The 22,429-nt window shown below is 57.2% G+C and carries 27 protein-coding genes; 10 read left to right on the top strand and 17 right to left on the bottom strand.

What is annotated here, in order from left to right; translation table 11 throughout:
• Positions 1 to 13: 13 nt before the first annotated feature.
• The 4 genes from Q9245_RS10170 to Q9245_RS10155 form a co-directional block, all read right to left on the bottom strand.
• Entirely contained in the window at positions 14 to 205 is a 192-nt protein-coding gene (locus Q9245_RS10170) for a twin-arginine translocation signal domain-containing protein (RefSeq protein ID WP_133006670.1), read from the bottom strand.
• Positions 206 to 245: 40 nt separating this feature from the next.
• Positions 246 to 857 (bottom strand): molecular chaperone, encoded by a 612-nt coding sequence (locus Q9245_RS10165; RefSeq protein WP_305897029.1) that lies wholly within the window; start codon positions 855 to 857, stop codon positions 246 to 248.
• Positions 858 to 949: 92 nt separating this feature from the next.
• Positions 950 to 1,549 carry a DUF3306 domain-containing protein gene (locus Q9245_RS10160; RefSeq protein WP_305897028.1) on the bottom strand — a complete coding sequence of 200 codons (600 nt, stop codon included), beginning with the start codon at positions 1,547 to 1,549 and terminating at the stop codon, positions 950 to 952.
• Positions 1,549 to 2,127, bottom strand: coding sequence for a DUF3305 domain-containing protein (locus Q9245_RS10155; protein ID WP_305897027.1), 579 nt, complete (start codon positions 2,125 to 2,127; stop codon positions 1,549 to 1,551). The genes Q9245_RS10160 and Q9245_RS10155 overlap by 1 nt, the downstream gene beginning before the upstream one ends.
• A 141-nt stretch (positions 2,128 to 2,268) precedes the next feature.
• Between Q9245_RS10155 and Q9245_RS10150 the strand changes: the two genes are divergently transcribed.
• From Q9245_RS10150 to Q9245_RS10135, 4 genes are read left to right on the top strand one after another with little or no spacing between them, the layout of a single operon-like run.
• Positions 2,269 to 4,248: a 4Fe-4S binding protein gene (locus Q9245_RS10150; protein WP_305897026.1), complete on the top strand. Its 1,980-nt coding sequence runs from the start codon at positions 2,269 to 2,271 to the stop codon at positions 4,246 to 4,248.
• 19 nt (positions 4,249 to 4,267) lie between these two features.
• Positions 4,268 to 5,113 (top strand): Mrp/NBP35 family ATP-binding protein, encoded by an 846-nt coding sequence (locus Q9245_RS10145; protein WP_305897025.1) that lies wholly within the window; start codon positions 4,268 to 4,270, stop codon positions 5,111 to 5,113.
• Entirely contained in the window at positions 5,110 to 5,814 is a 705-nt protein-coding gene (locus Q9245_RS10140; RefSeq protein WP_305897024.1) for a biotin/lipoate--protein ligase family protein, read from the top strand. Before Q9245_RS10145 ends, Q9245_RS10140 begins: the two co-directional genes overlap by 4 nt.
• The gene (locus Q9245_RS10135) at positions 5,811 to 6,287 is read left to right on the top strand and encodes a DUF6505 family protein (protein WP_305897023.1); all 477 of its coding nucleotides are present in this window, start codon (positions 5,811 to 5,813) and stop codon (positions 6,285 to 6,287) included. The genes Q9245_RS10140 and Q9245_RS10135 overlap by 4 nt, the downstream gene beginning before the upstream one ends.
• Here the strand turns inward: Q9245_RS10135 and Q9245_RS10130 are convergent, their stop codons facing one another.
• From Q9245_RS10130 to Q9245_RS10100, 7 genes are all read right to left on the bottom strand, one after another.
• Positions 6,288 to 7,535: a molybdopterin-binding protein gene (locus Q9245_RS10130; protein WP_305897022.1), complete on the bottom strand. Its 1,248-nt coding sequence runs from the start codon at positions 7,533 to 7,535 to the stop codon at positions 6,288 to 6,290.
• 18 nt (positions 7,536 to 7,553) lie between these two features.
• Positions 7,554 to 8,060 carry a molybdopterin-guanine dinucleotide biosynthesis protein B gene (gene mobB, locus Q9245_RS10125; RefSeq protein WP_305897021.1) on the bottom strand — a complete coding sequence of 169 codons (507 nt, stop codon included), beginning with the start codon at positions 8,058 to 8,060 and terminating at the stop codon, positions 7,554 to 7,556.
• Positions 8,036 to 8,623, bottom strand: a complete 588-nt coding sequence (gene mobA, locus Q9245_RS10120) for a molybdenum cofactor guanylyltransferase MobA (protein ID WP_305897020.1) — start codon at positions 8,621 to 8,623, stop codon at positions 8,036 to 8,038. Before mobA ends, mobB begins: the two co-directional genes overlap by 25 nt.
• Entirely contained in the window at positions 8,616 to 9,485 is an 870-nt protein-coding gene (gene fdhD / locus Q9245_RS10115; RefSeq protein ID WP_305897019.1) for a formate dehydrogenase accessory sulfurtransferase FdhD, read from the bottom strand. Before fdhD ends, mobA begins: the two co-directional genes overlap by 8 nt.
• Before the next feature lie 65 nt (positions 9,486 to 9,550).
• On the bottom strand, positions 9,551 to 10,357 hold the full coding sequence (locus tag Q9245_RS10110; RefSeq protein WP_305897018.1) for a substrate-binding domain-containing protein: 807 nt from the start codon (positions 10,355 to 10,357) through the stop codon (positions 9,551 to 9,553).
• Between the two features lie 43 nt (positions 10,358 to 10,400).
• A complete protein-coding gene (locus tag Q9245_RS10105; RefSeq protein WP_305897017.1) occupies positions 10,401 to 11,150 on the bottom strand; it encodes an ATP-binding cassette domain-containing protein in 750 nt (249 codons plus the stop codon).
• Entirely contained in the window at positions 11,147 to 11,845 is a 699-nt protein-coding gene (locus Q9245_RS10100; protein ID WP_305897016.1) for an ABC transporter permease, read from the bottom strand. Before Q9245_RS10100 ends, Q9245_RS10105 begins: the two co-directional genes overlap by 4 nt.
• A gap of 115 nt (positions 11,846 to 11,960) precedes the next feature.
• On the opposite strand from Q9245_RS10100, the gene Q9245_RS10095 reads away from it, so the two are divergent.
• Positions 11,961 to 12,845, top strand: a complete 885-nt coding sequence (locus Q9245_RS10095) for a helix-turn-helix transcriptional regulator (RefSeq protein WP_305897015.1) — start codon at positions 11,961 to 11,963, stop codon at positions 12,843 to 12,845.
• Between the two features lie 65 nt (positions 12,846 to 12,910).
• Here Q9245_RS10095 and trxA read toward each other — a convergent pair whose 3' ends face one another.
• Positions 12,911 to 13,237, bottom strand: coding sequence for a thioredoxin TrxA (trxA, locus tag Q9245_RS10090; RefSeq protein ID WP_014420340.1), 327 nt, complete (start codon positions 13,235 to 13,237; stop codon positions 12,911 to 12,913).
• Positions 13,238 to 13,509: 272 nt separating this feature from the next.
• Between trxA and ppx the strand changes: the two genes are divergently transcribed.
• Entirely contained in the window at positions 13,510 to 15,042 is a 1,533-nt protein-coding gene (ppx, locus tag Q9245_RS10085; protein WP_305897014.1) for an exopolyphosphatase, read from the top strand.
• Here the strand turns inward: ppx and Q9245_RS10080 are convergent.
• The gene (locus Q9245_RS10080; RefSeq protein WP_305897013.1) at positions 15,023 to 16,978 is read right to left on the bottom strand and encodes an ATP-binding cassette domain-containing protein; all 1,956 of its coding nucleotides are present in this window, start codon (positions 16,976 to 16,978) and stop codon (positions 15,023 to 15,025) included. The genes ppx and Q9245_RS10080 overlap by 20 nt on opposite strands.
• Positions 16,979 to 17,029: 51 nt before the next feature.
• Between Q9245_RS10080 and Q9245_RS10075 the strand changes: the two genes are divergently transcribed.
• The 3 genes from Q9245_RS10075 (at position 17,030) to Q9245_RS10065 (ending at position 18,771) form a co-directional block, all read left to right on the top strand.
• Positions 17,030 to 17,563 (top strand): TIGR02444 family protein, encoded by a 534-nt coding sequence (locus Q9245_RS10075; RefSeq protein ID WP_305897199.1) that lies wholly within the window; start codon positions 17,030 to 17,032, stop codon positions 17,561 to 17,563.
• Complete coding sequence (locus Q9245_RS10070) at positions 17,557 to 17,943, top strand: DUF4124 domain-containing protein (RefSeq protein ID WP_305897012.1); 387 nt, start codon at positions 17,557 to 17,559, stop codon at positions 17,941 to 17,943. Before Q9245_RS10075 ends, Q9245_RS10070 begins: the two co-directional genes overlap by 7 nt.
• Positions 17,944 to 18,066: 123 nt before the next feature.
• On the top strand, positions 18,067 to 18,771 hold the full coding sequence (locus tag Q9245_RS10065) for an FKBP-type peptidyl-prolyl cis-trans isomerase (protein ID WP_305897011.1): 705 nt from the start codon (positions 18,067 to 18,069) through the stop codon (positions 18,769 to 18,771).
• A gap of 87 nt (positions 18,772 to 18,858) precedes the next feature.
• Here the strand turns inward: Q9245_RS10065 and rsd are convergent, their stop codons facing one another.
• Complete coding sequence (gene rsd, locus Q9245_RS10060) at positions 18,859 to 19,338, bottom strand: sigma D regulator (RefSeq protein WP_305897010.1); 480 nt, start codon at positions 19,336 to 19,338, stop codon at positions 18,859 to 18,861.
• Between the two features lie 109 nt (positions 19,339 to 19,447).
• Positions 19,448 to 19,954, bottom strand: a complete 507-nt coding sequence (locus tag Q9245_RS10055) for a disulfide bond formation protein B (protein ID WP_305897009.1) — start codon at positions 19,952 to 19,954, stop codon at positions 19,448 to 19,450.
• A gap of 59 nt (positions 19,955 to 20,013) precedes the next feature.
• Here Q9245_RS10055 and fliL point away from each other — a divergent pair, with 59 nt between their 5' ends.
• Complete coding sequence (fliL, locus tag Q9245_RS10050; protein ID WP_305897008.1) at positions 20,014 to 20,475, top strand: flagellar basal body-associated protein FliL; 462 nt, start codon at positions 20,014 to 20,016, stop codon at positions 20,473 to 20,475.
• A 10-nt stretch (positions 20,476 to 20,485) separates the two neighbouring features.
• On the opposite strand, the gene rmf is transcribed toward fliL, so the two are convergent.
• Both rmf and gshA read right to left on the bottom strand, forming a co-directional pair.
• Complete coding sequence (gene rmf, locus Q9245_RS10045) at positions 20,486 to 20,704, bottom strand: ribosome modulation factor (RefSeq protein ID WP_305897007.1); 219 nt, start codon at positions 20,702 to 20,704, stop codon at positions 20,486 to 20,488.
• Positions 20,705 to 20,817: 113 nt separating this feature from the next.
• Positions 20,818 to 22,374, bottom strand: a complete 1,557-nt coding sequence (gshA, locus tag Q9245_RS10040) for a glutamate--cysteine ligase (RefSeq protein ID WP_305897006.1) — start codon at positions 22,372 to 22,374, stop codon at positions 20,818 to 20,820.
• Positions 22,375 to 22,429: the final 55 nt, after the last annotated feature.

Here is a 22,429-nt window from a genome sequence, read left to right as displayed (position 1 = left end):
GAATCACACATCCTTAAAAGCGAGCCGATTCGAAATACTTGCGAGTGTGCTCCGTGTCGCGCAGGCCGCGGCTTTTGGGCGCGTCGTTCTTGACGACCTCAGCTGCGGCGTTTGGTGCAACGGCCATCGCCACGGCTGCCGGAGCTGCAGTGGCGGCCAGTTGCAGGAAACGGCGACGACTGTTTTCACGTTTCGGGCTATCCATAGGACCCTCCCCATGGGTTAAGGAACCGTGTTGGCTCCGGTTACTGAATAGCAAAGGCATCCGCTTCAACGGCCATAAAGGCTCGCCCAAGCGAACCCACAGGCGCGTAGAAGATGGCGCCTTGCGCTTCTTCCAAATCGGTAAAAAACAATCCGGCCCACTTTGCCAGGTGCCCGTCGAAAAAGGACTTTTGCGAAGAGAGATCACTGTCGCACGGAAAATCACCGGTAATAATGCCTGCCATGATTTCGCAAAGCGTGCCGATGTGATCTTCAGGTTCTTTGATATCGCTACGGGCTCTGATGCCTCGGGCCATTAGGTCGGTTCGCAGTTCGGCAAGGGGTTTCTCGTTCAAAAAACCGGTCAGGTAATAACTGGCGTAGGGCAACAGTTCTCCACGGCCAAGCCCAACGAACAAGTTGTTGTACTCGCGTGTGGCATCGAAAGGAGAGGTGCGTTCGGCGAGCGCGGCCAGCTGTCTGGATGCTGAACCTAGAGGGGTGTCGTCGCCTTGCAACGAGGCTAGCCCTTCAAGCAACTCGGCTGAAGGCGGGTTGCCGAGCAAGGTACCCAGCAACTGATAGATTTGCGCCCTCGCTCGATCTTCATCACTGATCGAGCGAGGGCATGGAACCTCAGCTGTATTAACCAAGAGTCTGTCCTTAGCGCTTATTGTTTGAATTATGTACTACTTACTCTGTATAGCCCTGATCCAGCACCAACGCAACTCAGCCCCTCGGGCGCTTACTCAAAACGCATCCTTGGGCGATACTGTTGCACGACGTCTGGCTCAGGCCTCGCGGCTTCGGGTTCCGCGCTCGGTTTGTCAGGGGCGGGGACAGCTTCCGTTTCAGCCCTGAGCTCTGACGGTTCTGTCTTGGTCTCAGGCTGAACCACATCCGGAGTCGGTGCGGGTGTCTCTGCTTGTTCATTCAGTTTTTTCGATCTATCAATCAGCCCCTGCCCTACCTTATACAACGTCTGTGCACCTTTGACGGTGGGGCCTGCAGCCGTGAAATCCTCGTCATAGTCGTTAAGCCCATCCAGTACCGCCAGCACGGGATTGGATCTCCAAAGCGATCGCAGTGCTTTTCGGCGCAGAAGATCCGGGATTTCTTTGCGCATAAACCCGGTCACATCGGTGCCCAGCTCTATGTTATCTGGGTCGGGCAAACCGTATTTTTCGAGGATTTCCTGTTCGGACAAAGCCTCGTTACGGGCCAGCTCTTGTTCCTCCGGAGCAATTTCCGCCGCCGGAGAGGGCACTTGGGCCGTTGGCAGCCCGGAATCCCGGTCGGTTTGCGTTTTTAAGCGTGACCAACGCTGTAAACGTGACTCTGCCATCACTGCAACCTCGGTTTTTTCATGTTGGCGGGCGCACGATAAACGTCGCTTTCCTGGCGAATACGCGGATCGCCTTTCGCATCTTCGACGCCATCCACCCGGACCTCGTCGCGGCGGCGCTTCTTGAAAGGCTCTTCGATGTAGTGCATGTCGATAAACTCTTTGATCCACGCCGCCAGAGACTCCGGAACCGGCACCGCTTCAACCATGCTCTCGCCACTGTCCAGAGAATCCAGTGCCTCATGGGCGCTGGCGGTTACCGAGCTGACAACCCATCCCGATGGAGACTGGCTGGTTGGGTCTTTATCCATGATGACCCAAACGGAGGGCACCTCCATGTTGAGCGACACCAGATACCCCTCGACATCCGCACGATACAGTTCCATGGTCACCGTGCCCGCGTGGTAATCAATCACCTCGCCTTCGTGAACCAGCTCTTTCCAGAAAGCTTGCGGCGCTCCCGGGATGATGGCGACCGGCTTCCAGATCTCACGCACCCAACGCGTCACGCCGGGCGAGCGGCGAACCACGGCGCCAACTTGCAACTCGCGTCTCCACTGCTCTGTTCGACTGCTCATGACCCTTCTCTTTTGTTATCGACTGACTTTAGTAGGGATCCGACACTTAACCAATTGTCCAAAACTAAATGGCTGTGGCATGCTCATGAAGTAAAGCCAATTCGCATACAGATAACAACAACGAAACGGGCTGGATTCCTGATGACGGCACATAAAACCCTAGTGTTATGCTCCTGCGACAAAACGCAGCGGTTCGACCCGAAGCTGCTGCAAACGGCCGCGGGTGCCGAACAGGTGGTCGAGGTGAATCAACTGTGTGGCAACGAGTTGGGCATTGCCGCGGAACACCTGGCAGCGAACAACGAAGTGCTCATCGCCTGCGGTCAGCAGGCTGCTTTGTTTGAGCGCCTCGCTGAGGACATTTACGCCGAGACTCAACACGCGGCACCACTCAACACCATTGACATCAGGGACCGGGCGGGCTGGAGTTCGCCCGATGCCAAGCCCGAGCGGCTGGCTGCGAAACAGGCGGCTCTGGTTGCCGCCGCCCAGCTAGCGCCCCCAATCGCCCCTGCGAAAAGCATTCAGTCCAGCGGTGTATGTTGCATTATCGGCCCGACCGAGCAGGCGCTCAGGATGGCTGAACTGGTCAAAGACGAGTTGGGAGTCACGTGCATCGTTAATGATGCTGGCCCCGTACAGTTACCTTCCGCAGCGTACGATGTGGCGAAAGGCCAGCTCGCGTCGGCTTATGGCGCGCTGGGCAACTTCAAGCTGGAATTTACCCAGCTGCAAACCCTGAACCCGGCAGGTCGCGGTGCCCCGAATTACAGCGACGTGAAAGCCAGCGCCCGAAGCGAGTGCGACGTGCTTATCGACCTGCGCGGAGGTGCCCCTGCATTTCCCAGCCATCAGAAACGCAACGGTTATTTCTGGGCCGATCCGAACAAGGCAGGAGAGCTGGAACGCATAGCCCTGACCGCCCGGGAGCGTGTCGGCGAGTTTGAAAAAACCGTGTATTTCAGATTGGAAGAATCCTTGTGTGCGCACTCCCGAGCCAACAAGCCCGGCTGCACGCGATGTTTGGATGTGTGCCCCACCGAAGCGATTTTCTCAGCTGGCGATCACGTTCAGATCGATTCCGATATCTGCGCCGGCTGCGGCTCTTGTGCGGCCGTGTGCCCGACCTCTGCCATCAGTATGACGGAATCCCCGTTCGAGGCATTGACCAAGGCTCTGGAGGTCATGGCCAAGGTGTATCGCGAGCACACCCACGAATCCCCACGCTTGCTGTTTCACACCCTCGGCGCCGGTACCGAGGCCATTGCCTATCTGGCTCGGTACGATAATGGTCTGGCCGATGATTTAATCTCCTTGGGGCTGGACCATACCGACCGGATTGGTCACGCGGAAATCATGGCTGCTTTCGGAGCAGGCTATGCCGAAGTGTTGATTCTGGCGGATAACGAGAGGGATCGCCGGGCGGTGGCGGCCGAAGTTGAACTGGCCCAGGCGATGCTTAAAGGCACCCACAATTCACCGAGCCGGGTTCGGGTTATCGAACCGATCGAGCTCTGCAACCCGGGTGACAACGCTGGCAGAGTGAGTGAGCCCGTTCTGCTGGTCGGCGGACGCCGGGACATCACGCGCGTAGCGGTTGCCGCGATGGCCGACAAGATCGAAGCGCCTATCCCGCTGTCCGCAGGCGCACCCTACGGAGCGATCAACATTGACTCCGATAAATGCACGCTTTGCCTGGCTTGTGTGTCGCTGTGCCCGACCGGCGCTCTTGGCGACCACCCGGACAGGCCTGAAGTTCAGTTCACCGAAAACGCGTGTGTGCAATGCGGGGTCTGCGACAGCACCTGCCCGGAGACAGCCATCACACTGGTTCCCCAGCTGGATCTGTCCAAGGATGCCCTCAGCGCCCGGCCACTTCATGGTGAGGAGCCTTACGAATGCATCAGTTGCGGCACTCCGTTTGGGGTCGCCAGCACCATCAACCGAATTATTGAAAAGCTGGAAAACCAGCATTGGATGTACAAAAACTCTGACAACGTTCAGCTCATCAGAATGTGTGACAACTGCCGCGTCAAGGCCCAGTTCCATAGCGATCAGGCACCTATGGCAGGGGGTGAACGCCCCCGGGTTCGCACCAGCGATGACTACCTAGACAGCTAATAATCAAACAGGGTTCAGCATGGTCGAATACACTGAAGTCGGAAAACCCAACCTGATTGGCACGGATGCACCCAGGCCACAAGACAAAAACCCCAGGGGCATTAGCCGGATCATCGCCATTTCATCGGGCAAAGGCGGTGTGGGCAAATCAACCGTGGCCTCCAACCTCGCGGTGGCGCTGGCGTCGAAGGGTCTGAAAGTTGGTCTCTTGGATGCGGATGTTTACGGGCCCAGCCAGCCCCGCATGCTGGGCATTTCGGGCCGCCCATCCAGCCCCGATGGACACACCATCCTGCCCTTGCGCAACCACGGCGTAACCCTGATGTCGCTGGGCCTGATGGCGTCCGAAGAGGAAGCCATCGTCTGGCGAGGACCTATGCTGATGGGCGCCCTGGAACAGATGATGAATCAAGTGGACTGGGGCAGGCTGGATGTATTGCTGGTGGACCTTCCACCGGGCACGGGGGACGTGCAAATGACGCTCAGCCAAAAGTTTTTTGTGGCCGGCGCCATTGTCGTCTCGACCCCACAGGACATTGCTCTGATGGATGCGCGCAAAGGCATCGATATGTTCAACCGCATGGATGTGCCGCTGTTCGGCGTCATTGAAAACATGGCCTCGTTTGTCTGTGACGGCTGCGGCAAAGAACACCACCCGTTCGGATCCGGCGGCGCCCGGGCCGAGGCAGCAAAGATCGGCGCTGCGTTTTTAGGCGAGATTCCGCTCGATCTGGACATCCGCATCGGCTCGGACGGTGGCGTGCCTATCGTGGTATCCAAACCGGAAAGCCCGCAAGCGAAAGCCTTCCAGCGCATCGCCGACGAGGTCATCGCTTCTGACGTCTACGCCCGGGCCATCCTATGATCGAATCTCCCCTGTTTCCCCCACTCCTGACGGGCGAAGTCGTCCCCCCACACACAGATCCGTTCAACAAGGCGGTCAGCCGCGCCATTGCCGGTATCGACTCCGGCACCATTTTTTATTCGGACACCAGCGAGAACCTGCGCGCAGCACTGGTTTTGGCACCGGAAACCACGCTGGAGGAAGCCATCCTAGCCGTTTATGTCGCGCAAATAGGCCTCGCTGAAAGCTTGGGTGCACTGGCACCACCGGAAGTTCCTGTGCACTTCCAATGGCCTGACCGAATCAAGGTCAATGGCGCACTCTGTGGCGAGGTTCGTTTTGCGACCGATGCATCAGACCCCAAGGCTCACCCCAGCTGGCTGGTGATTGGTATTGATGTGCCGTTCCAACAAGTTCCGAACGAGCCAGGCGAGAAGCCCAACCAGACCTGTCTTATCGAAGAAGGCTGCGTTGATATCACTCCTATGGCACTACTGGAAAGCTGGTCCAAACACACGCTTTTGTGGCTGACCTACTTCCTGGACAGCGGTTTTGAGCGCGTGCACAACGATTGGCGACCACGCTGCGACACCTTGGGCAAAGTAATCGATTACCCGAAACCCGGCACCTTTGTCGGGCTGGACGATAAAGGCCGAATGTTGCTGCGACAGGGCGCCATGACAGAGACCTTGAGTTTGATTACCTTCGCGGAGCACGTATGAAACTCGCCCGAACCTTGCGTCTGGATATATCCGATGAGAACGTCTTTGAATCGCCGGCTCCCAGCGGTGAATGGGCCATTTCGGGAGGATTCGAGTTTTCCAACTGGACAGAGGCGAACCTGACCGGCAAAGCCCGACAAGCGTTCAGCAACGGTTGGTATAGCGTCGAATCTGGCGGCCGTGCCAGCTTTGTTGGCGTGTGCAAAATCACCGACAGCGAATTAGAACAGCTAAAGAAAACGCTGGCGCACACCTTTGTCGAGCATTATGGCGCACCAAACCTTGATGCGGCCTACCCTGTCGCCAGCGAAGAAATCGACCAGATGTGTGCAATGTGTGAGGACTTCGAGGAGAACACCTTGCTCATGGTCAGCCGCCGGCTGACCGAATTGGGAGTGGAGGAAACGTATCGCTCCCGAGCCCCGCAAGAGGCATCGTTAGAGGCCTTTGCGGTGCACGGCAGTGTTGAGTAATTACAGCCCGAAGCTGGCGTAAGGCATGAACCGAACCGGGGTTCCCGGTTCTATTTGCTGAGCGCTTTCATCCAGTTCGACCAACCCCTCGGACCAGGCCAGACCGGTCACTCGGCCCGAGCCTTCAGAACCGAAAACTTCGACCTGGCCATCCCGCACCCGGGCACGCAACATCTCGCTACGCCCCGGTTTCTTGTTCTTATGGAAGTTGGCCGGCATGACATAGGCCTGGGGTTCGAACCACCCTCTCCCGGCAAGCAGTGCCATTGCCGGTGCACCGAAGCGTAGCGCGCAGACCCACGCAGCCACCGGATTGCCCGGCAACCCCACCACTGGCGTACCTTGGTACATGGCCAGCGCAAGGGGGCGGCCCGGTTTTATGGCAATCCGCCAGTTGCTGATATCACCGTGGGCTTTCAGTGTTTTTGACACGTGATCCTCGTCGCCTGCGGATATGCCACCACTGGTCAGGATCAGATCACACTGTTGTGCCCCGCGTTCCAAAGCCGCTTTAACATCCTCAGCCCGGTCAAGCACATGGCCAAGGTTTACCAGCTGATAACCAAGCTGTTCTACCAGCGCGCTCAGCATTGGAAGGTTGGCATCGTAGATTTGCCAATCGGTAACATCGGAACCGACCGGTTTCACTTCATCGCCGGTGGACAAAACGCCAACTCGGAGCCGCTGATAAACATCCACCGACTCGACACCCACGCTGGCAAGGACCGAAATTTGCGTCGGTGTCAGGCGGGTACCGGCCGTGAGAATTTTGTCCTGTACATGAATATCCTCTCCGGCCTGTCGCACGTTAGCACCCGCTTTTAACGTGCCTTGCAAATGCAGCTGGCCATCAATGACCTCGCAATCTTCTTCCAGCACCACCGTATCGGTTCCCACCGGTATCACCGCACCGGTCAGAATTCGTATGGCATAGCCTTCAGGTACATGCTCCCAGTAGGGCTCTCCGGCCGCGCTTCGGCCATCAACAAGCGGCAACGCGCAAGGAACCTCGGTCAAGGGGCCTGCGAGCGCATAACCATCCACCGCCGAGTTGCTGCTGGGAGGGTGGGATCGGGGCGCATAAACATCGCTTGCCAAAATCCGGCCATTCACCCGCGCCAGTGGCACCGAGTGTTCCACGTCCACCACCGGGTGCAATCGCGTGTGCAGGCGCTTCAGCGCTTCGTCTACCGGTGTCCAGTTCACCCCGGGGGGCAAGGCAAAACAGTCATTACGGAGCGGTTTCATGACTCTCCCGATGTTTAATTATTCACAGCCCAGCACAAAGTCAGCAATACCAGAGACATCGTTCAGATCAAAAACGGGACCCGAGAACTCGGCAGCGTAATCCGCAGCCACCGCGACAATACTGGAATCGTCCAAATACAGGGGCATTCGCGAACCGTCTTGCCGGTGCACCTCGATTTTTCGATGCGAGTGAGTTTTGAAACCTTCCACCACAACCCAGTCACAAGGCCCCAAACGAGCCAGTAATTCATCCAGTGTCGGCTCTGTGGCACCCCGTAGTTCATGCATGATCGCGAATCGTTGACCACCTGCCAGAATCACTTCCTGAGCGCCCGCACTCCGGTGCCTGTAACTGTCGGTGCCCGGCTGATCGATATCCACCTTGTGGTGAGCATGCTTGATCGAACTGACGGTCAGCCCTCTGCCAGCAAGCTCGCTGATCAACGCACTGGCCAGAGTTGTTTTCCCGGAATCTTTCCAGCCCACGATACCGATCACATTCACGTAAGGTGTTTCTCCGCCCATGCCAGATCATCCGGCGTGTTGATATTGAAAAAATCGCCTTCGCCAAAAACCACCAGAGTCTCCCCCTGCGCTTGGGTCCACTGGCGAATCTTGCGCACACCGTCGTTCAGGGCGGCTCGCAGATCATGCCGCAGGGCAACCTGCCAGCGGCCAAAGGTCGGTTGGGGCAATCTACCTCGCTCGGGGTCTGGGGTGGCAGCCAGCACCACCGGAGTATCGTATTCACCCAGCCGCTGCACCAGATCCCGCGGGAAAGAGGGCGTATCGGCAGCAACGCTGATCAGCCAGTCATACCCCTGCTCAGCGGCCCAATCCATACCCGCCAGCACGCCGGCCAATGGCCCGGGGAAATCCTCGATAGAATCCGCCACCACGGGTAAGTTCAAATCATCAAAACGGCTCAGGTCGCCATTGGCATTCAGCACAACCGCATCAACCTGCGGGGTGATGCGCTCGATCACACGGTCAATTAATGACCGGTCCCCAAGCATCAACCGCCCTTTGTCTCCACCGCCCATGCGACTGGCTTGGCCTCCGGCCAGAATCACCGCGCACTCAGTCATGCCCTGCTCCTTTTCGGCGCAGCTTTTTGTCTTCATCCGGCACCTGCGATAGATCCTGATCGAACACCAGACGATGCTGGCCACTGAGACAGGTGAACTTCTTGCCGCGCATGCGTCCGATCAGTGTCAGGCCCACTTGCCGGGCAATATCAACGCCCCAAGCTGTGAAGCCCGACCGACTGATCAGCGTTGGGATACCCATCAAAGCCGTCTTGATGACCATTTCCGAGGTTAATCGGCCGGTTGTGTAGAGCACCTTGTCCTCCGCTGGCACGCCATTGAGGTGCATCCAGCCGGCGATTTTATCAACAGCATTGTGACGTCCGACATCCTCCATGTAAGCAAGGATCTCGCGACCATGGCACAGGGCGGTGCCATGGATGGCGCCGGTTTCCATGTACAGACTGGGGGTGTGGTTAATCTGGTAGGAGAGATCGTAAAAAGTGCTGGTGTGGACCGGTGTATCCGGTAAGGATAACCCTTCAAGCCCGGCCATCATATCGCCAAACACCGTGCCTACAGCGCAGCCCGAGGTGCGGGTTTTCTTTTCCAGTTTGCTTTCAACATCGGTGACGCCCGCTGTGCGTACCACAACAACTTCAAGCTCTTCGTCGAAGTCGATCCCGGTGATCTGGTCGCTGGCTTTCAGCATGCCTTGATTCAGCAAAAAACCAAGAGCCAGGTACTCCGGATGATCGCCGATGGTCATGGCGGTGACGATCTCCTGACTGTTCAGGTAGATGGTCAGCGGGCGCTCTTCAATCACGCTGATGGATTTGCCTTCGCCGTTTTCATCAACGCCCTCAACGCCACGGGACAGGCGAGGGTCTTTCGGGTCGGGAAGTAGGGGCTCAATCGTCATTTTTGTTATAGCCGTTTCATGATCGCCACAGAATGGAATATGTAACGATCATGCCAGAGATTTACCTATTTGGCATTCGGGAAAAACAACTGCTGCCCATCAACCTTAAAGTCGGCAATCGCTTGCTGCCCTTCTTCAGAGAGCAGCCAATTATGCCACTGCCGGGCCAGGTCATGCTTCAGATGGGGGTGTTTCTCCTCGGAAAGCAACAAACTGCCGTACTGGTTGAACAGCACTTTGTCGCCCTCAAAGAGCAGGGTCAGGTTCTGACGGTTTCCAAAAGCTACCCAAGTGGCACGATCGGACATCACATAGGCATCCATGGCCGCTGCGGTGTTAAGCGTTGGCCCCATGCCGCTGCCGAGTTCCCGGTACCAGTCGCCCTCGGGCTCGACACCAGCGCTTTGCCAGCGGCGTAATTCGGCCCGATTGGTGCCGCTGTCATCCCCGCGGGACGTGAAGGGCGCTTCTGCACTGGCAATCGCCGAGAAGGCTTCAGCCGCGCTCTTTGCCTTACCTATAGCCGCGGGATCCCCTGCGGGACCAATCAACACGAAGTCGTTATACATTACATCGGCTCGCTCACTGGCGTAGCCGTTCTCGACAAAGCGCTGCTCGCCTGCAGTATCGTGCACCAGAAGGCTGTCCGCATCACCTCGGCGCGCAATTTCAAACGCCTGCCCGGTACCCACCGCCACCACGCGCACTTCAATGCCGGTGGCGTCTTCAAATTTTGGCAGGATGGAATCGAACAATCCGGAGTTCTCGGTGGAGGTTGTCGAGGCCAGGGTAATGTAGTCTGCTGCGTAGGCGCTGAGCGTGAGGCCCATGGCAGCTGCACCGGCGAGCATTAACTTCAAGGTCTTAGGCATCCTGTCTTCTCCTTTTGACGGATAACAGCTTTGTTGGGGACTTCTATTCGACCAGCTCTCCGGCCACAAACGCCTGTGCTTTCAAAGAAACCGGCTGGTTAAAAAAGGTGTCGGCGCTGGTGTGTTCACAAAGTATTCCGCCGGAGAGGAACAGCACATCCCCGGCCAGGCGCCGGGCCTGATGGATATCGTGGGTGGTCATCACAATACGCGTTCCCTGCCGGTGAAATTCGAGCACTGCCGCCTCGACGGCTTTAATCGCTGCCGGATCCAGTGCGGAGGTTGGTTCATCGAGGAACAGCACCTGAGGTGACAGCAGCCAGGCGCGCGCCAACGTCAGGCGCTGCTGTTGCCCACCGGAAAGCACCCTGGCGGGCACTTTGGCGCAGGCGGCCAGACCAAATCGATCAAGTGCATCCATGGCAAGCTTCATGCGTTCCCTGCGCGGAACATGATTCACCGCCAGAGCGTGCACTAGATTGGCGATCGCCGAGCGGCGCAGAAGCACCGGTTGCTGGAACACCATCGCTTGTCGGGGGCAGGCATTCTGACCTGACCAACAGATTTGCCCGCGCGTCGGCGACAGTAAACCATGGGCCAGACGCAGCAGAAGGCTCTTGCCCGACCCGTTCGGGCCCATCACCATGGTTGGGCCGATGCCGTCCAGGGTGAAAGAACAAGGGCCCAGCAAGTGTTTCCCCTCGTGGCTGAAAGCGACCTCGTCAAAACACAAGGCGGGCGGCGCCAGAAGCCCGGAGGATGAGCGCAAGTACGAGGCGTTCAGCGAAGTCATCCCAGTCGCCTCTTGGTTACTTCACCCACCAGATAGGCGCCGGCATTGATCAGCATCACCAGCGTCAGCAGAACAAGTCCCAGCCCGAGAGCCAACGGCAAGTTGCCTTTACCCGTTTCCAGCACAATGGCGGTGGTCATAACCCGGGTAACCCCGTCAATATTGCCACCGACCATCATCACGGCGCCCACTTCAGCACTGGCCCGGCCGAAGCCGGCGAGCAGAACGGTCAGTAACGCAAAGCGGGCATCCCACAACAAGGTGGGCATCATTCGCGCCCGTGACATGCCAAGGGAAACGAACTGCTCACGGTATTCTCCGAGCATTTCCTCGATTTTCTGGCGCGACAACGCGGCCAGGATCGGCAACACCAGCACCACCTGAGCGATCACCATGGCGCCCGGTGTAAACAGAAAACCGAGTTCTCCCAGTGGGCCGGCGCGCGAGAGGAGCAAATACACCACAAGCCCCGCCACCACCGGCGGCAACCCCATCAGAGCATTGAGCGCCACAATCACCCCCCCGCGACCGGGAAAGCGCCACAACGCGACGGCAGCCCCTAAAGGAAAACCCAGCACGGCCGCTATCAAAACCGCCATGAGGGATACCTTCAGAGAAAGCACCACGATCTGGAATAACGAGGCGTCGAGACTGACCAGAAGCGAGAGAGCCACATAGAACGCATTATCTTCCAAAGCTGCGTCTCCTTGTTATTTGAGCATCGTGGCGTTTATAACTACGCTTTGCACAGCCTTCTGAAAAATATGCAACAAAAAACAGTCCTATGCTTAACGGGACGCAGGAGAAACGATGCCCCTTCCCACGTACCTCACCACGACCGAAGCCGCCGAATATCTGCGCCTGAAGGAGCGCAAAATTTACGACCTGGTCAGTCAAGGCGTTATTCCCTGTGTGCGGGTAACGGGAAAGCTTCTGTTTCCTCGCCAGCGTATCGATCTCTGGCTGATGAACCACCTGGAGGGCGACGATGCGGTCAGCGCTCCGACACCGCCGGTTTTGGCCGGCAGCCAGGATCCGCTTCTGGAGTGGGCGGTGAAAGAAAGCGGTGCGGAGCTGGCCTTGCTGTGTCAGGGCAGCGGCGACGGCGTGCAAAGACTGGTTGATGGGCGCGCGATGCTGGCCGGCATGCACATCTGGCACGCGGGAACCCGGCGTTACAATGAGCCCGCCACCCTGGGGCTGAGCGGCATGCGCGATCTGGTGCTGATCCGTTGGGCTAAGCGTCAGCAAGGGCTTCTGTTAACGCCCGAGAACCCTCATCAAATAACGCGGTTAGAAGATATCACCCGCCCCGGCATACGCATTGCCCATCGCCAACCCGATGCCGGTGTCAGCCATTTGCTGCAGAGTTTGCTCGCTCGCCACCATATCGACGCCAGCACGCTGGCATGGGCCGAACACCCGTCGCTCAGCGAGGACGATCTCGCGTTGGTTATCCGCCAGGGCGAAGCGGATATCGGCGTGGGAATTGAAGCGGCCGCTCGGCGCCAAAGACTGGCGTTTATCCCTTTGCAGGAGGAACACTTCGACTTGGCGATGCGCAGGCGTCACTACTTTGATCCCGCGCTGCAGCGTTTGTTGGCATTTGCCAGAAGCGATCGTTTCATTCAGCGGGCCGAAGCACTTGGCGGCTACGACATCCGTGAGCTCGGGAAGGTGGTCTATAACGCTTGAACCGGACAATAAAAAACCGCCCGAGAGCATGGCTCCGGGGCGGCTTTCGGCCTATCAGGATGCAATCAGAGATTGCTGTCCAGGAAAGCGGCCAACTGCGACTTGGACAGCGCCCCGACTTTGGTCGCGTCCACATTGCCGTTCTTGAACAGCATGAGGGTCGGGATACCACGAATGTTGAACTTGGGTGGGGTCTGCTCGTTTTCGTCGATGTTCAGTTTGCAGACTTTGAGCTTGCCTTCGTATTCGTCGGCGATTTCTTCCAGAACCGGCGCGATCATTTTGCAGGGACCACACCACTCAGCCCAGTAATCTACCAGTACCGGAACGTCGGATTTCAGTACGTCCTGTTCGAAGGAAGCGTCGGTGACATTAACGATATTTCCGCTCATTACCTATTCCTGATTCAGGCGCTCCAGCTGTTTTTGTATCAGCAAAGGAGTCGCTGTTGGCTATAGCAGACGGTTAATCTTCTGTTCATGGAAGCCGTCTACCCGAAAGTCGATAGGCAATACTTTACGCGATTGGCGCCGTGGATGTGAAGTAAGTTGTATCCACCCCGTGTTCGATCGGTGTCAGTATTGTCCACATCCGGCTACTGACACTTTGCTGATATTTCCCTTATAGTACAGCCAAGTTCACTCTACACAGGACGCCTATCACCGTGACGGCCGAATCTATTGCCGAGTACGACACCCCTACCCCGGAACTGCTGGCTTCCATCGATATGGGGTCCAACAGTTTTCACATGGTGGTCGCCCGTCTGGTGCACGGAGAGATCCGTACCGTAGAGAAAATGGGTGAAAAAGTTCAACTTGGTGCCGGGCTGGACGAGCACAACAACCTGAGCGAAGAGGCTCAGCAGCGCGGTATCGAATGTCTTCGCCGGTTTGCACAGCGGCTACAGGGCACGCCACCCGAGGGCGTGCAGATTGTCGGTACCAATGCACTGCGTGTTGCCCGCAATTCGCAAGAGTTTATCGACAAAGCGGAAGAAGTTCTTGGCTATCCGGTGGAGGTCATCGCCGGCCGGGAAGAAGCCCGGCTGATTTACCTGGGCGTTTCGCACACGCTTTCGGACGACGAAGGCCGTAGGCTGGTGATCGATATCGGTGGCGGCAGTACCGAATTTATTATCGGCGAGCGTTTCGAGCCGCAAGAACTGGCGAGCATGCACATGGGCTGCGTGTCTTTCCGGAACCTGTATTTCCCGGATGGCAAGATCACCCGAAAGCAAATGGACAAAGCCATCATTCATGCCGAGCAGGAACTGCAGAGCATTTGGCGGCGCTACCGAGCCATCGGCTGGCAAAGTGCGGTGGGCTCATCCGGCTCGATCAAGGCGATAGCCAACGTTCTGGCAACCCTGAAACTGACCGATGGCACCATCACCCGCACGGCGATGGACGAGCTTCGCACGCGTTTGGTGGACATGGGTAACGTCAACAAACTCGCCGACCTTGGCGTTCGCGAAGACCGCCAAAGCATTTTCCCGGCCGGGTTTGCCATACTTCTGGCCGCGTTTCGCGCGCTGGACATTCAAGAAATGGAATTTGCCGACGGCGCGCTTCGGGAAGGCCTGTTGTACGATCTGCTGGGGCGAATTCAGCACGAGGACGTGCGCGAGCGAACCATTACCGCACTGCAGGAACGCTACCATGTTGATCAGGCGCATGGCACCGCGGTAGAGCACACAGCGCTTGCTGCCTGGGAGCAAGTCGCGGATGCCTGGGAGTTGCGCACGCCGGCGGACGAAGACGCTTTGCGCTGGGCTTGCCGGTTGCATGAAATCGGCCTGACCATTTCCCACTCGCAATACCACAAACACGGTGCGTATTTGCTGCACTACTCGGATCTGCCGGGCTTCACCCTGCAATTCCAGAGAGCGCTGGCCACCCTGGTTCGTGGCCACCGCCGCAAACTTGTGCCCGCAGTCTTCGAGTACGTGGAACCTGAAGACAAACCCCGGCTTCGGTACCTGTGTATCTTGCTTCGGCTTGCCGTGGTGATCCAGCACTCCCGCAATCTGGAGCCGGCACCGGATTTTTCACTGTATGCCGAGGAAGACAGGCTCACCGTCGAGTTTCCTCAGGGCTGGCTGGACGACCGCCCGTTGACGCTGGCCGACCTGCAGGACGAGCAAGACTACCTTGCCCGCCAGAACTTCACCCTGGACATCAAGACGCGGCTGAACTGAGGGTCAATTCCTCTTCGAGGTTTTCGACCGTTTCACTCACGTCCAGCCATTCCGCTTCCGTGTCTTCCAGTTGGCGCTTGAATACTGCTTGTTCCGCCAGCAGCTCCTTCAGGCGCACTTTATTGCTGTCATCATAGATCGAAGGGTCAGACAACGACGCCTCAACGGATGACAGCTTTTCCTGCAGTGTCTCCATCCGCGCTTCAAGCGTGCCCTGTTTCTTGCGCCATGGACTGATCTTTTTCCGTATTTCGGCTTCCTGCCGCTTGCGGGCTTTTCGCTCATCGGCACTCAACGTGGCCGCGCTGGCTTTGTTGCCAACCGTTTCTCCAACGACCTGCCGTTGCGGCGGCTCTTCGTCGTCTTTTCGGCGTTCCGCCAGCCAGCGCTCATAATCTTCCAGATCACCATCGTATTCTTTCACTGCGCCATCGGATACCAGCCAGAACTCGTCCACAGTATTGCGCAGCAGGTGTCGATCGTGAGACACCACCACAATGGCACCGTCGAAGTTCTGCAACGCCATGGTCAGTGCCTGGCGCATTTCCAGATCCAGGTGGTTCGTGGGCTCGTCCAACAGCAACAGATTGGGTTTCTGCCAGGCAATGACCGCCAACGCGACTCGCGCTTTTTCACCGCCCGAGAACGAACGGATCGGGCTCAATGCCTCGTCGCCGTGAAAATCAAAGCCACCGAGGAAGTTTCTCACTTTCTGTTCAGATGCCCGCGGATCAAGACGCTGCAAGTGCAGAAACGGACTGGCATCCAGATCCAGAGACTCAAGTTGATGCTGGGCGAAATAGCCGATGGCCAGGTTCTCACCCGCCGAGCGTTCACCCGACATCAGCGTGCCTTCACCACGAAGCGCATCCATAAAGGTCGATTTGCCGGCGCCGTTAGGGCCTAACAGACCAATGCGGGAACCCGGCAACAACGATAGGTTGATGTCTTTTAGAATCGTCGTATCGCCATGACCCGCCGACCCGTGACGAATCGACAACAACGGGCTCGATACCTTGTCGGCAACCGGAAATTCGAAGCTGAACGGTGAATCCACGTGAGCCGGCGCGATCCGCTCCATACGTTCCAGTGACTTGACCCGGCTTTGCGCTTGCTTGGCTTTCGTGGCTTTCGCTTTGAATCGATCGATAAAACGCTGAATTTCGGCGATTCGCGCCTGCTGCCGTTCGAAACTGGCCTGCTGCTGGGCCAGCCGTTCACTGCGCTGAGTTTCAAACGACGAATAGTTACCGGTATAGAGTTCCAGCTTTTTCTGATCGAAGTGCACCAGATGGGTAGAAACCCGGTCCATGAAATCCCGGTCGTGGGAGATGAACAACAGGGTGCCCTGATACTTACGCAGCCAGTTTTCGAGCCACAGACAGGCGTCCAGATCCAGGTGGTTGGTCGGTTCGTCGAGCAGGAGCAAATCCGACGGGCGCATCAGCGCTTGGGCCAGATTGAGACGTATCCGCCAACCACCCGAAAAGGCAGATACCGGACGATCGGCATCACTATCGGCGAATCCCAGCCCGCGGATCAGAGCCTCTGCCCGGCGGGTTGCCGACCAGGCCTCATGGATGTCCAGCTCACCGTGAATATGAGCCATGGCGTCATCATCGCCCCGGGCTTCGGCGGCTGCCAACTCGGCTTCCAGCCGCCGCAATTCCAAGTCGCCGTCGAGCACGAAATCCCGTGCTGACCGGGACGACGAGGCTACCTCCTGCGCCATGTGCGCAATCCGGCACCCACCCGGCAAAGAAACGCTGCCTTGCTCCGGGCTTAAATGGCCCAATAAGAGCTGAAACAAGCTGGATTTACCGGCACCATTGGCGCCCACAATGGCAACACGCTGGCCTGGCTGAACCGTCAGACTGACGTTTTCTAGCAACCAGACGCCGCCCCGTTGTAAACTGAGATCGGTTATCGTTAACATAGAGCAACTTTAATCCATGGATGTCAGCCAAGGAAGAGGGCTACCGTGACCATGACGCAGACAGAATCGCTGACTCTGCCGGCCTCAATGGAACCGGACAACCCCCTATGGCGTTATGCACTGGCCTGCTGGCAGAAGCCGGACTTAGCCGAAGCTTGCCTCGCGCTTCAGGAGCAAGGCTGGAGCGTCACCCGAATTCTGTGTGCGGGCTGGCTAGGCGTGAACGGGCGTGCGTTCACTGGCATCGAGGACGCTAAGGTAACAGAGTGGCGCGAGCATGTAACCGGTGGCATTCGCTCAGCCCGAAAATCGATCCCGCGGCACCATGCCCCGACCCATGAACTTCGGCGCGCCCTCGCAGAAGCGGAGTTGCAGGCTGAACAAACAGAATTGGCGCTGGCATGGCAAACGCTTTATGAACGCAACCCGGAAGTTGCGAGCATGCAAAACTGCACCTCTATTATTGTGCAGAACTTACTTTCCGCAGCTCCACACACGACACGGGAATTGCAGTCTATGACCCAAATCACCCAGCTTGCCGATTTACTGGCTGAGCACTCTCGACGGAGCACCGAGCCATGCTGATGAAGTGGCTGATTCGGTTGGCATTCCCTGCCCTTGGGCTGCTGTTACTCCTGATCTTTTTCGGCTTGGGCGATCCTGAAAAAGTAGCCGAGCCTGTGCGCAACGCAGAAACCCCGGAAACCTTGCCGCCTTTCGAAGGGCTGGTTCCGTCTCCGGCCCCCACCAATGGCCCGGACATTGTGTTCAAGTGGAAAGACACTGACGGCCACTGGCATTACGCCGATCAGCCGCCCGCTCAAGGCCAATGGAACGCGCTGGCGATCGAGCGCAGTGAGTCTGCCTCCAAGAAACCCCCTTCTGCCGGCGCTGGTGATGATTGGCAGACGCCCTACAGCGCACCTTTCTCGTTGAACAGCCCTGCCTACAAAAGAGAATCATGACGATCATCATGCCGCAGCCTTAACACTTGTTCAGTAGCATCCGCTTACAGAACCCGTTAAGTTGTTGACCCTAAATTTCCAACAGGGCCGAAGAGCCCTGAACCATGTGCAAAGGAACGATTCATGAAGAAAACACTCTTAGCCGTAGCCATGGCCGGTGTTGTTGCCGGTTGTTCAACCACCGAGCCAGATCCGTCGCTGGACACCACCCCGGAAAAAGTCAGCTACGGCATGGGCTTGGTGATGGGCGAGCGCATGAGCAATGATCTGCCCGACCTGCAGCTGGAACAGTTCATCCAAGGCTTTGAGCACGGCCAATCTGGTGACGAAGATGCCAAGCGTCTGACTCGCGAAGAAATCCAGACTGCGCTTATGGCCTATCAGGAAGAGCTGCAAAGCCAGCAGAAAGAACAGTACGAAGAGCTGGCCCAGAAGAACAAAGAAGCCGGTGAAGCTTTCCTGGCCGAAAACGCCGAGCGTGATGAAGTACAAACCACAGAGTCCGGGCTTCAATACGAAGTGATTGAAGAAGGCGAAGGTGAGAAGCCAACGGCTTCAGACCGCGTTCAAGTGCACTACACAGGCGAGCTGATCAACGGTGAAGTATTCGACAGCTCACGGGAGCGTGGCAAGCCGACAACCTTTGGCGTTGGCCAGGTAATCCCCGGTTGGATTGAAGGCCTGCAGCTGATGAGCGAAGGCGCTCGCTACAAGCTGTATATCCCGGCTGAGCTGGCCTACGGTGCCGCCGGTAACCAAGCCATTGCGCCGAACGAAACGCTGATTTTTGACGTAGAGCTTCTGAAGATCAACCCAGAAGCCGAGTAATTCCGGTCGGCAATTAAAAAGCCGGTCCGGGGCACACCCCCGGACCGGCTTTTTTGTGTTCGATTAACGCTTAGCGCAATGCTGGCGTTACACCGACGCTACCTTTTCCGCATGCGCATTGTGTAAATGCTCGATCAGAAAATCTTCCATCTCAAACCGGCTTTCCAGCACTTCACCCAACCGGGACAGCTCTTTAAACAGCGTGGCAACATCGTCTTCTGTCAGGATGCGACTATCTACCTGATCGTTGAACGCCAGTGCCACTTCGGTCGTTTTCTCGATCTCCGGGTACACTTTGGCGGCCAGTTCCACACCGCCGTCATCAAAATCCCGAGCTTCCTGAATCAGTTGTTCATAGACTTCAAAATGCCCTGCCGATACGTAATCCACCAGCACTTCACACAACCGGATGAACTTTTTACTCAGGGCTTCTGATGGGCTGCGATCACTTTCACCGGACAACTCGCAGTAATGAACCAGTAGTTGCTGTCGCTCTTTCAACCAACGGTCAATCAAATCACTGACGCCGCCCCAGCGTTCCTTGGCATTCCGACAATTCTCCAACATGACGCCTGTCTCCCTTCGATCAAGCAACCAGTTCACTGGCTTTATTATTCGAGTGACTTCGCTTTCGTTTAATCAAGTTACCCCAAGGCCAAGGTGAGTCGCAACTATTTCAGTTCTGCAACTTGTTGTCGAAACCACCCGGGCGAAACAGCATGGCCAAGCCCAAAAGCACCAATCCTGCAAAGAATACGGCTGTCCAACCCGGAATACTCAAGCCGAGAAAACGCCACACGACTTCGGCGCAGTCTCCGGTGCCACGGAGCGCGGTTTTAAGTACGTCAAACCAGGGTAAAACCTGCAGCAGGTAATCCACCGAAGGGCCGCACGCTGGCACCTGATCTGCCGGCAGGCTCTGCAACCACAACTGACGCCCCGCAATGCCCAAGCCCGCTCCTGCGGTAACCACCAACAAGAATCCATACACCCGGCGACCAACCTCGGCGGGGCCGTGCACGAAGGCAATCAAACTGACCAAGCCCGCTCCCATAAAACCGAAACGCTGCAACCAGCACAGCGGGCAAGGCTTCATACCCATGACGTGCTCCATATAAAACGCCACACCTAACAGCGCCGCACACATTAAAAACACCAAGCCAAACACCCATCTGCTTGTCAAAACGTCACCTCGGAATCATGATGTCAGATACAACTAATTGATGGACCCAATCGTAACCTATGAACAACGCTAAGCACATGACCATAAACGGTCTATTTTTCTTACGCCTGCTGTTGGTGATTTGTACGATGAGCTTGTGGCAGAGCGCAGCGACGGCCGAGGAGGCCGACGAAGACGCTCCCGAAGAGAAAGGTGTCACTGATTACATCGAGATGAAGCCTGCTTTCGTTACCCACGTAGGCAAGCCCGGCAACAAGGTAAACTACCTGAAAGCAGCCGTTACCCTGCGCGCGTCCCGCGAGTCAGTACGACCTGTGGTGGAAGCCCACAATCCAAGACTCCGACATGAGCTGGTGATGCTATTCGGGGAACAAACGGATCTGGATACGCTGTCATCAATGGAGGGGCAACAGGCTTTGCGAGAAGAAGCAGCCCGAAGAATTAACAGCGTACTTGAAGAGCAACAAACCGGAGAGCAAATAACCGGCGTGCTATTTACCGAGTTTGTGGTACAGCGCTAAGGCCCATACCTCAGGCAATGCGTGCAAACAGGCTGTCGTTCTGTTGCTGTTTCTGAGCTTCGGCAGCCTCTTGCGCGTCATCCCAGCCGGCTTCCCACGCGGCAATGACCACCTCGCCGCGATAGGGACATCGGGATTTTTCCATCCCCATTGACCCTGCCAACGCACCTTGGCGATACGCTTTATTGAGTGCTTCTACATCCCAACCGAGCCCACTGTCCTTTGCCATAACCTGCCTCCCTACTTCGTATTACACAACGTAACAGCAGGTAACTGAAGCCGCAAATACAGATCAGCAATCTGTGCGTCACGTCCCTTTTCGGGTGTGACGCACAGATTGGCTCAGGATTTCAGATAGTCGTCGAGGAACTCCGAGAAGGGCTGGGTATCGGACGCTTCCATGGCGGCCTGCTCGGCCTTGGAGTCACGGCTCATGGCTTCAAAGCGCTCCAGAGTTTGTGCCGACATCGGCTCTTCGGTCAGGGTCTGTTTGTGTTGCTGCGACATTGACAGCACCCAATCCCGGTGCCCGAGCCCGGAAGCACTCATGGCCTCCATCACGCGCGCCGACGGCACGGACCAGTCATCGCCCTCGAGTTTGCTTTGCTGAGCCGACAGCGCCGACTGATAAGTATCTCCACCCTGCCAGCTGTCCAGCAACTCGGCTAAAGGCCGCAAACGTGCCAGCAATTCGTTCGCAGCGGAGCCTACCGGCACCCGCTGCCCGCCCTGGCACAGGGTCAGGTCCTGCCAGCGGCCTTGGGCAACCACGTCTTTGTAGCCGTCATCCAGTCGATCACATTCGTCTTTGCCGATAACCGGGGATTCGGAGAGCAGACAGTCCAGCAAAAACAGATCCAGAAAATCCACTTGCTCGCGATTGATGCCGATTGGCGAGAACGGATCGAGGTCCAGACACCGAACTTCGATATATTCCACGCCCCGGGCATCCAGTGCCTGAATCGGTTTTTCGCCGCGCTCGGTGGTGCGTTTGGGCCGAACCGCACTGTAGTACTCGTTTTCAATCTGCAGAATGCTGGTGTTCAGCTGAATGAACTTACCGTTGCGGCGCGTGCCGATGGCCTCGTAGTCGGGCCAGTCGGTATGAATGGCCTGATCCAGCGTCTGGGTGTAGGTGGTGAGTTCGTTGAAACAGATGTTCAACGACGCCTGAGCGTTGTTGTGATAGCCCAGATCACCCATCCTCAGTGACGTCGCATGCTGCCCGGCCCAGGTCCGATCATCGAAGCGCTTGAGATCATGCTTCACACCGGCGACAAAACTGGCATCCAGTGCGGGCGAGGCACCAAACAGCAGCATCAACAACCAGCTCCGGCGACGAAAGTTGCGAATCAACCAGAAGTACTGCTCGGATTTGAAGTCTTTCAGAGCGCTGGTATTGCCCGTCACTTCCTGCCACTTGCGCCAGAAGCTGTCTGGCAGCGACAGATTGTAGTGCGCACCCGCAATGCTCTGCATGATGCGGCCATAACGCACGGCCAGCCCCTGGCGGTAAACGTGCTTGAGCTGGCCGATATTGGAGGTCCCGAATTCGGCGACCCGAATACTCTCGTTGCCGTTAATCTCGCACGGCATGCTGGCCGCCCAAAAGACTTCATCCTCAAGATTCTGCTGCACGAACTGATGGGTATCCCGCAGCGAAGCGAGCATATCCTCAGTGTTGCTAAACACCGGAGTGATCAGTTCCAGCAAAGCTTCAGAGTAATCTGTGGTGATCTGAGGATGCGTCAATGCAGCCCCCAGAGCAGAGGGGTGCGGTGTTTGGGCGATAAAGCCATTGGCATCTGCCCGCAAACCTTCTTTTTCGACACCTTTGAGAAAGCCGCCCCAGTCGGACGCGGAGAACTGGTAAAACAGGGAGTGGCGGGAATCGGCCATCGTATGCTCCTGTAAGGCGGCGCGCGTTTCATTGCGCTTGCCGCCACTGAATCAT

It is taken from the genome of Marinobacter sp. MDS2, from assembly GCF_030718085.1.
Taxonomy (GTDB): domain Bacteria; phylum Pseudomonadota; class Gammaproteobacteria; order Pseudomonadales; family Oleiphilaceae; genus Marinobacter.
This window is presented reverse-complemented; position numbering and strand designations above follow the sequence as displayed.

Coding starts and splice junctions, on each gene's coding strand:
- gshA (WP_305897006.1), bottom strand. CDS start 22,374: ATGGCCGATTCCCGCCACTCCCTGTTTTACCAGTTCTCCGCGTCCGAC.
- Q9245_RS10075 (WP_305897199.1), top strand. CDS start 17,030: ATGACGCAGACAGAATCGCTGACTCTGCCGGCCTCAATGGAACCGGAC.
- Q9245_RS10105 (WP_305897017.1), bottom strand. CDS start 11,150: ATGACTTCGCTGAACGCCTCGTACTTGCGCTCATCCTCCGGGCTTCTG.
- fliL (WP_305897008.1), top strand. CDS start 20,014: ATGAACAACGCTAAGCACATGACCATAAACGGTCTATTTTTCTTACGC.
- Q9245_RS10110 (WP_305897018.1), bottom strand. CDS start 10,357: ATGCCTAAGACCTTGAAGTTAATGCTCGCCGGTGCAGCTGCCATGGGC.
- Q9245_RS10150 (WP_305897026.1), top strand. CDS start 2,269: ATGACGGCACATAAAACCCTAGTGTTATGCTCCTGCGACAAAACGCAG.
- Q9245_RS10080 (WP_305897013.1), bottom strand. CDS start 16,978: ATGTTAACGATAACCGATCTCAGTTTACAACGGGGCGGCGTCTGGTTG.
- Q9245_RS10155 (WP_305897027.1), bottom strand. CDS start 2,127: ATGAGCAGTCGAACAGAGCAGTGGAGACGCGAGTTGCAAGTTGGCGCC.
- Q9245_RS10170 (WP_133006670.1), bottom strand. CDS start 205: ATGGATAGCCCGAAACGTGAAAACAGTCGTCGCCGTTTCCTGCAACTG.
- mobA (WP_305897020.1), bottom strand. CDS start 8,623: ATGACTGAGTGCGCGGTGATTCTGGCCGGAGGCCAAGCCAGTCGCATG.
- mobB (WP_305897021.1), bottom strand. CDS start 8,060: ATGGGCGGAGAAACACCTTACGTGAATGTGATCGGTATCGTGGGCTGG.
- trxA (WP_014420340.1), bottom strand. CDS start 13,237: ATGAGCGGAAATATCGTTAATGTCACCGACGCTTCCTTCGAACAGGAC.
- rsd (WP_305897010.1), bottom strand. CDS start 19,338: ATGTTGGAGAATTGTCGGAATGCCAAGGAACGCTGGGGCGGCGTCAGT.
- Q9245_RS10070 (WP_305897012.1), top strand. CDS start 17,557: ATGCTGATGAAGTGGCTGATTCGGTTGGCATTCCCTGCCCTTGGGCTG.
- Q9245_RS10130 (WP_305897022.1), bottom strand. CDS start 7,535: ATGAAACCGCTCCGTAATGACTGTTTTGCCTTGCCCCCCGGGGTGAAC.
- rmf (WP_305897007.1), bottom strand. CDS start 20,704: ATGGCAAAGGACAGTGGGCTCGGTTGGGATGTAGAAGCACTCAATAAA.
- Q9245_RS10095 (WP_305897015.1), top strand. CDS start 11,961: ATGCCCCTTCCCACGTACCTCACCACGACCGAAGCCGCCGAATATCTG.
- Q9245_RS10145 (WP_305897025.1), top strand. CDS start 4,268: ATGGTCGAATACACTGAAGTCGGAAAACCCAACCTGATTGGCACGGAT.
- fdhD (WP_305897019.1), bottom strand. CDS start 9,485: ATGACGATTGAGCCCCTACTTCCCGACCCGAAAGACCCTCGCCTGTCC.
- Q9245_RS10065 (WP_305897011.1), top strand. CDS start 18,067: ATGAAGAAAACACTCTTAGCCGTAGCCATGGCCGGTGTTGTTGCCGGT.
- Q9245_RS10135 (WP_305897023.1), top strand. CDS start 5,811: ATGAAACTCGCCCGAACCTTGCGTCTGGATATATCCGATGAGAACGTC.
- Q9245_RS10140 (WP_305897024.1), top strand. CDS start 5,110: ATGATCGAATCTCCCCTGTTTCCCCCACTCCTGACGGGCGAAGTCGTC.
- Q9245_RS10160 (WP_305897028.1), bottom strand. CDS start 1,549: ATGGCAGAGTCACGTTTACAGCGTTGGTCACGCTTAAAAACGCAAACC.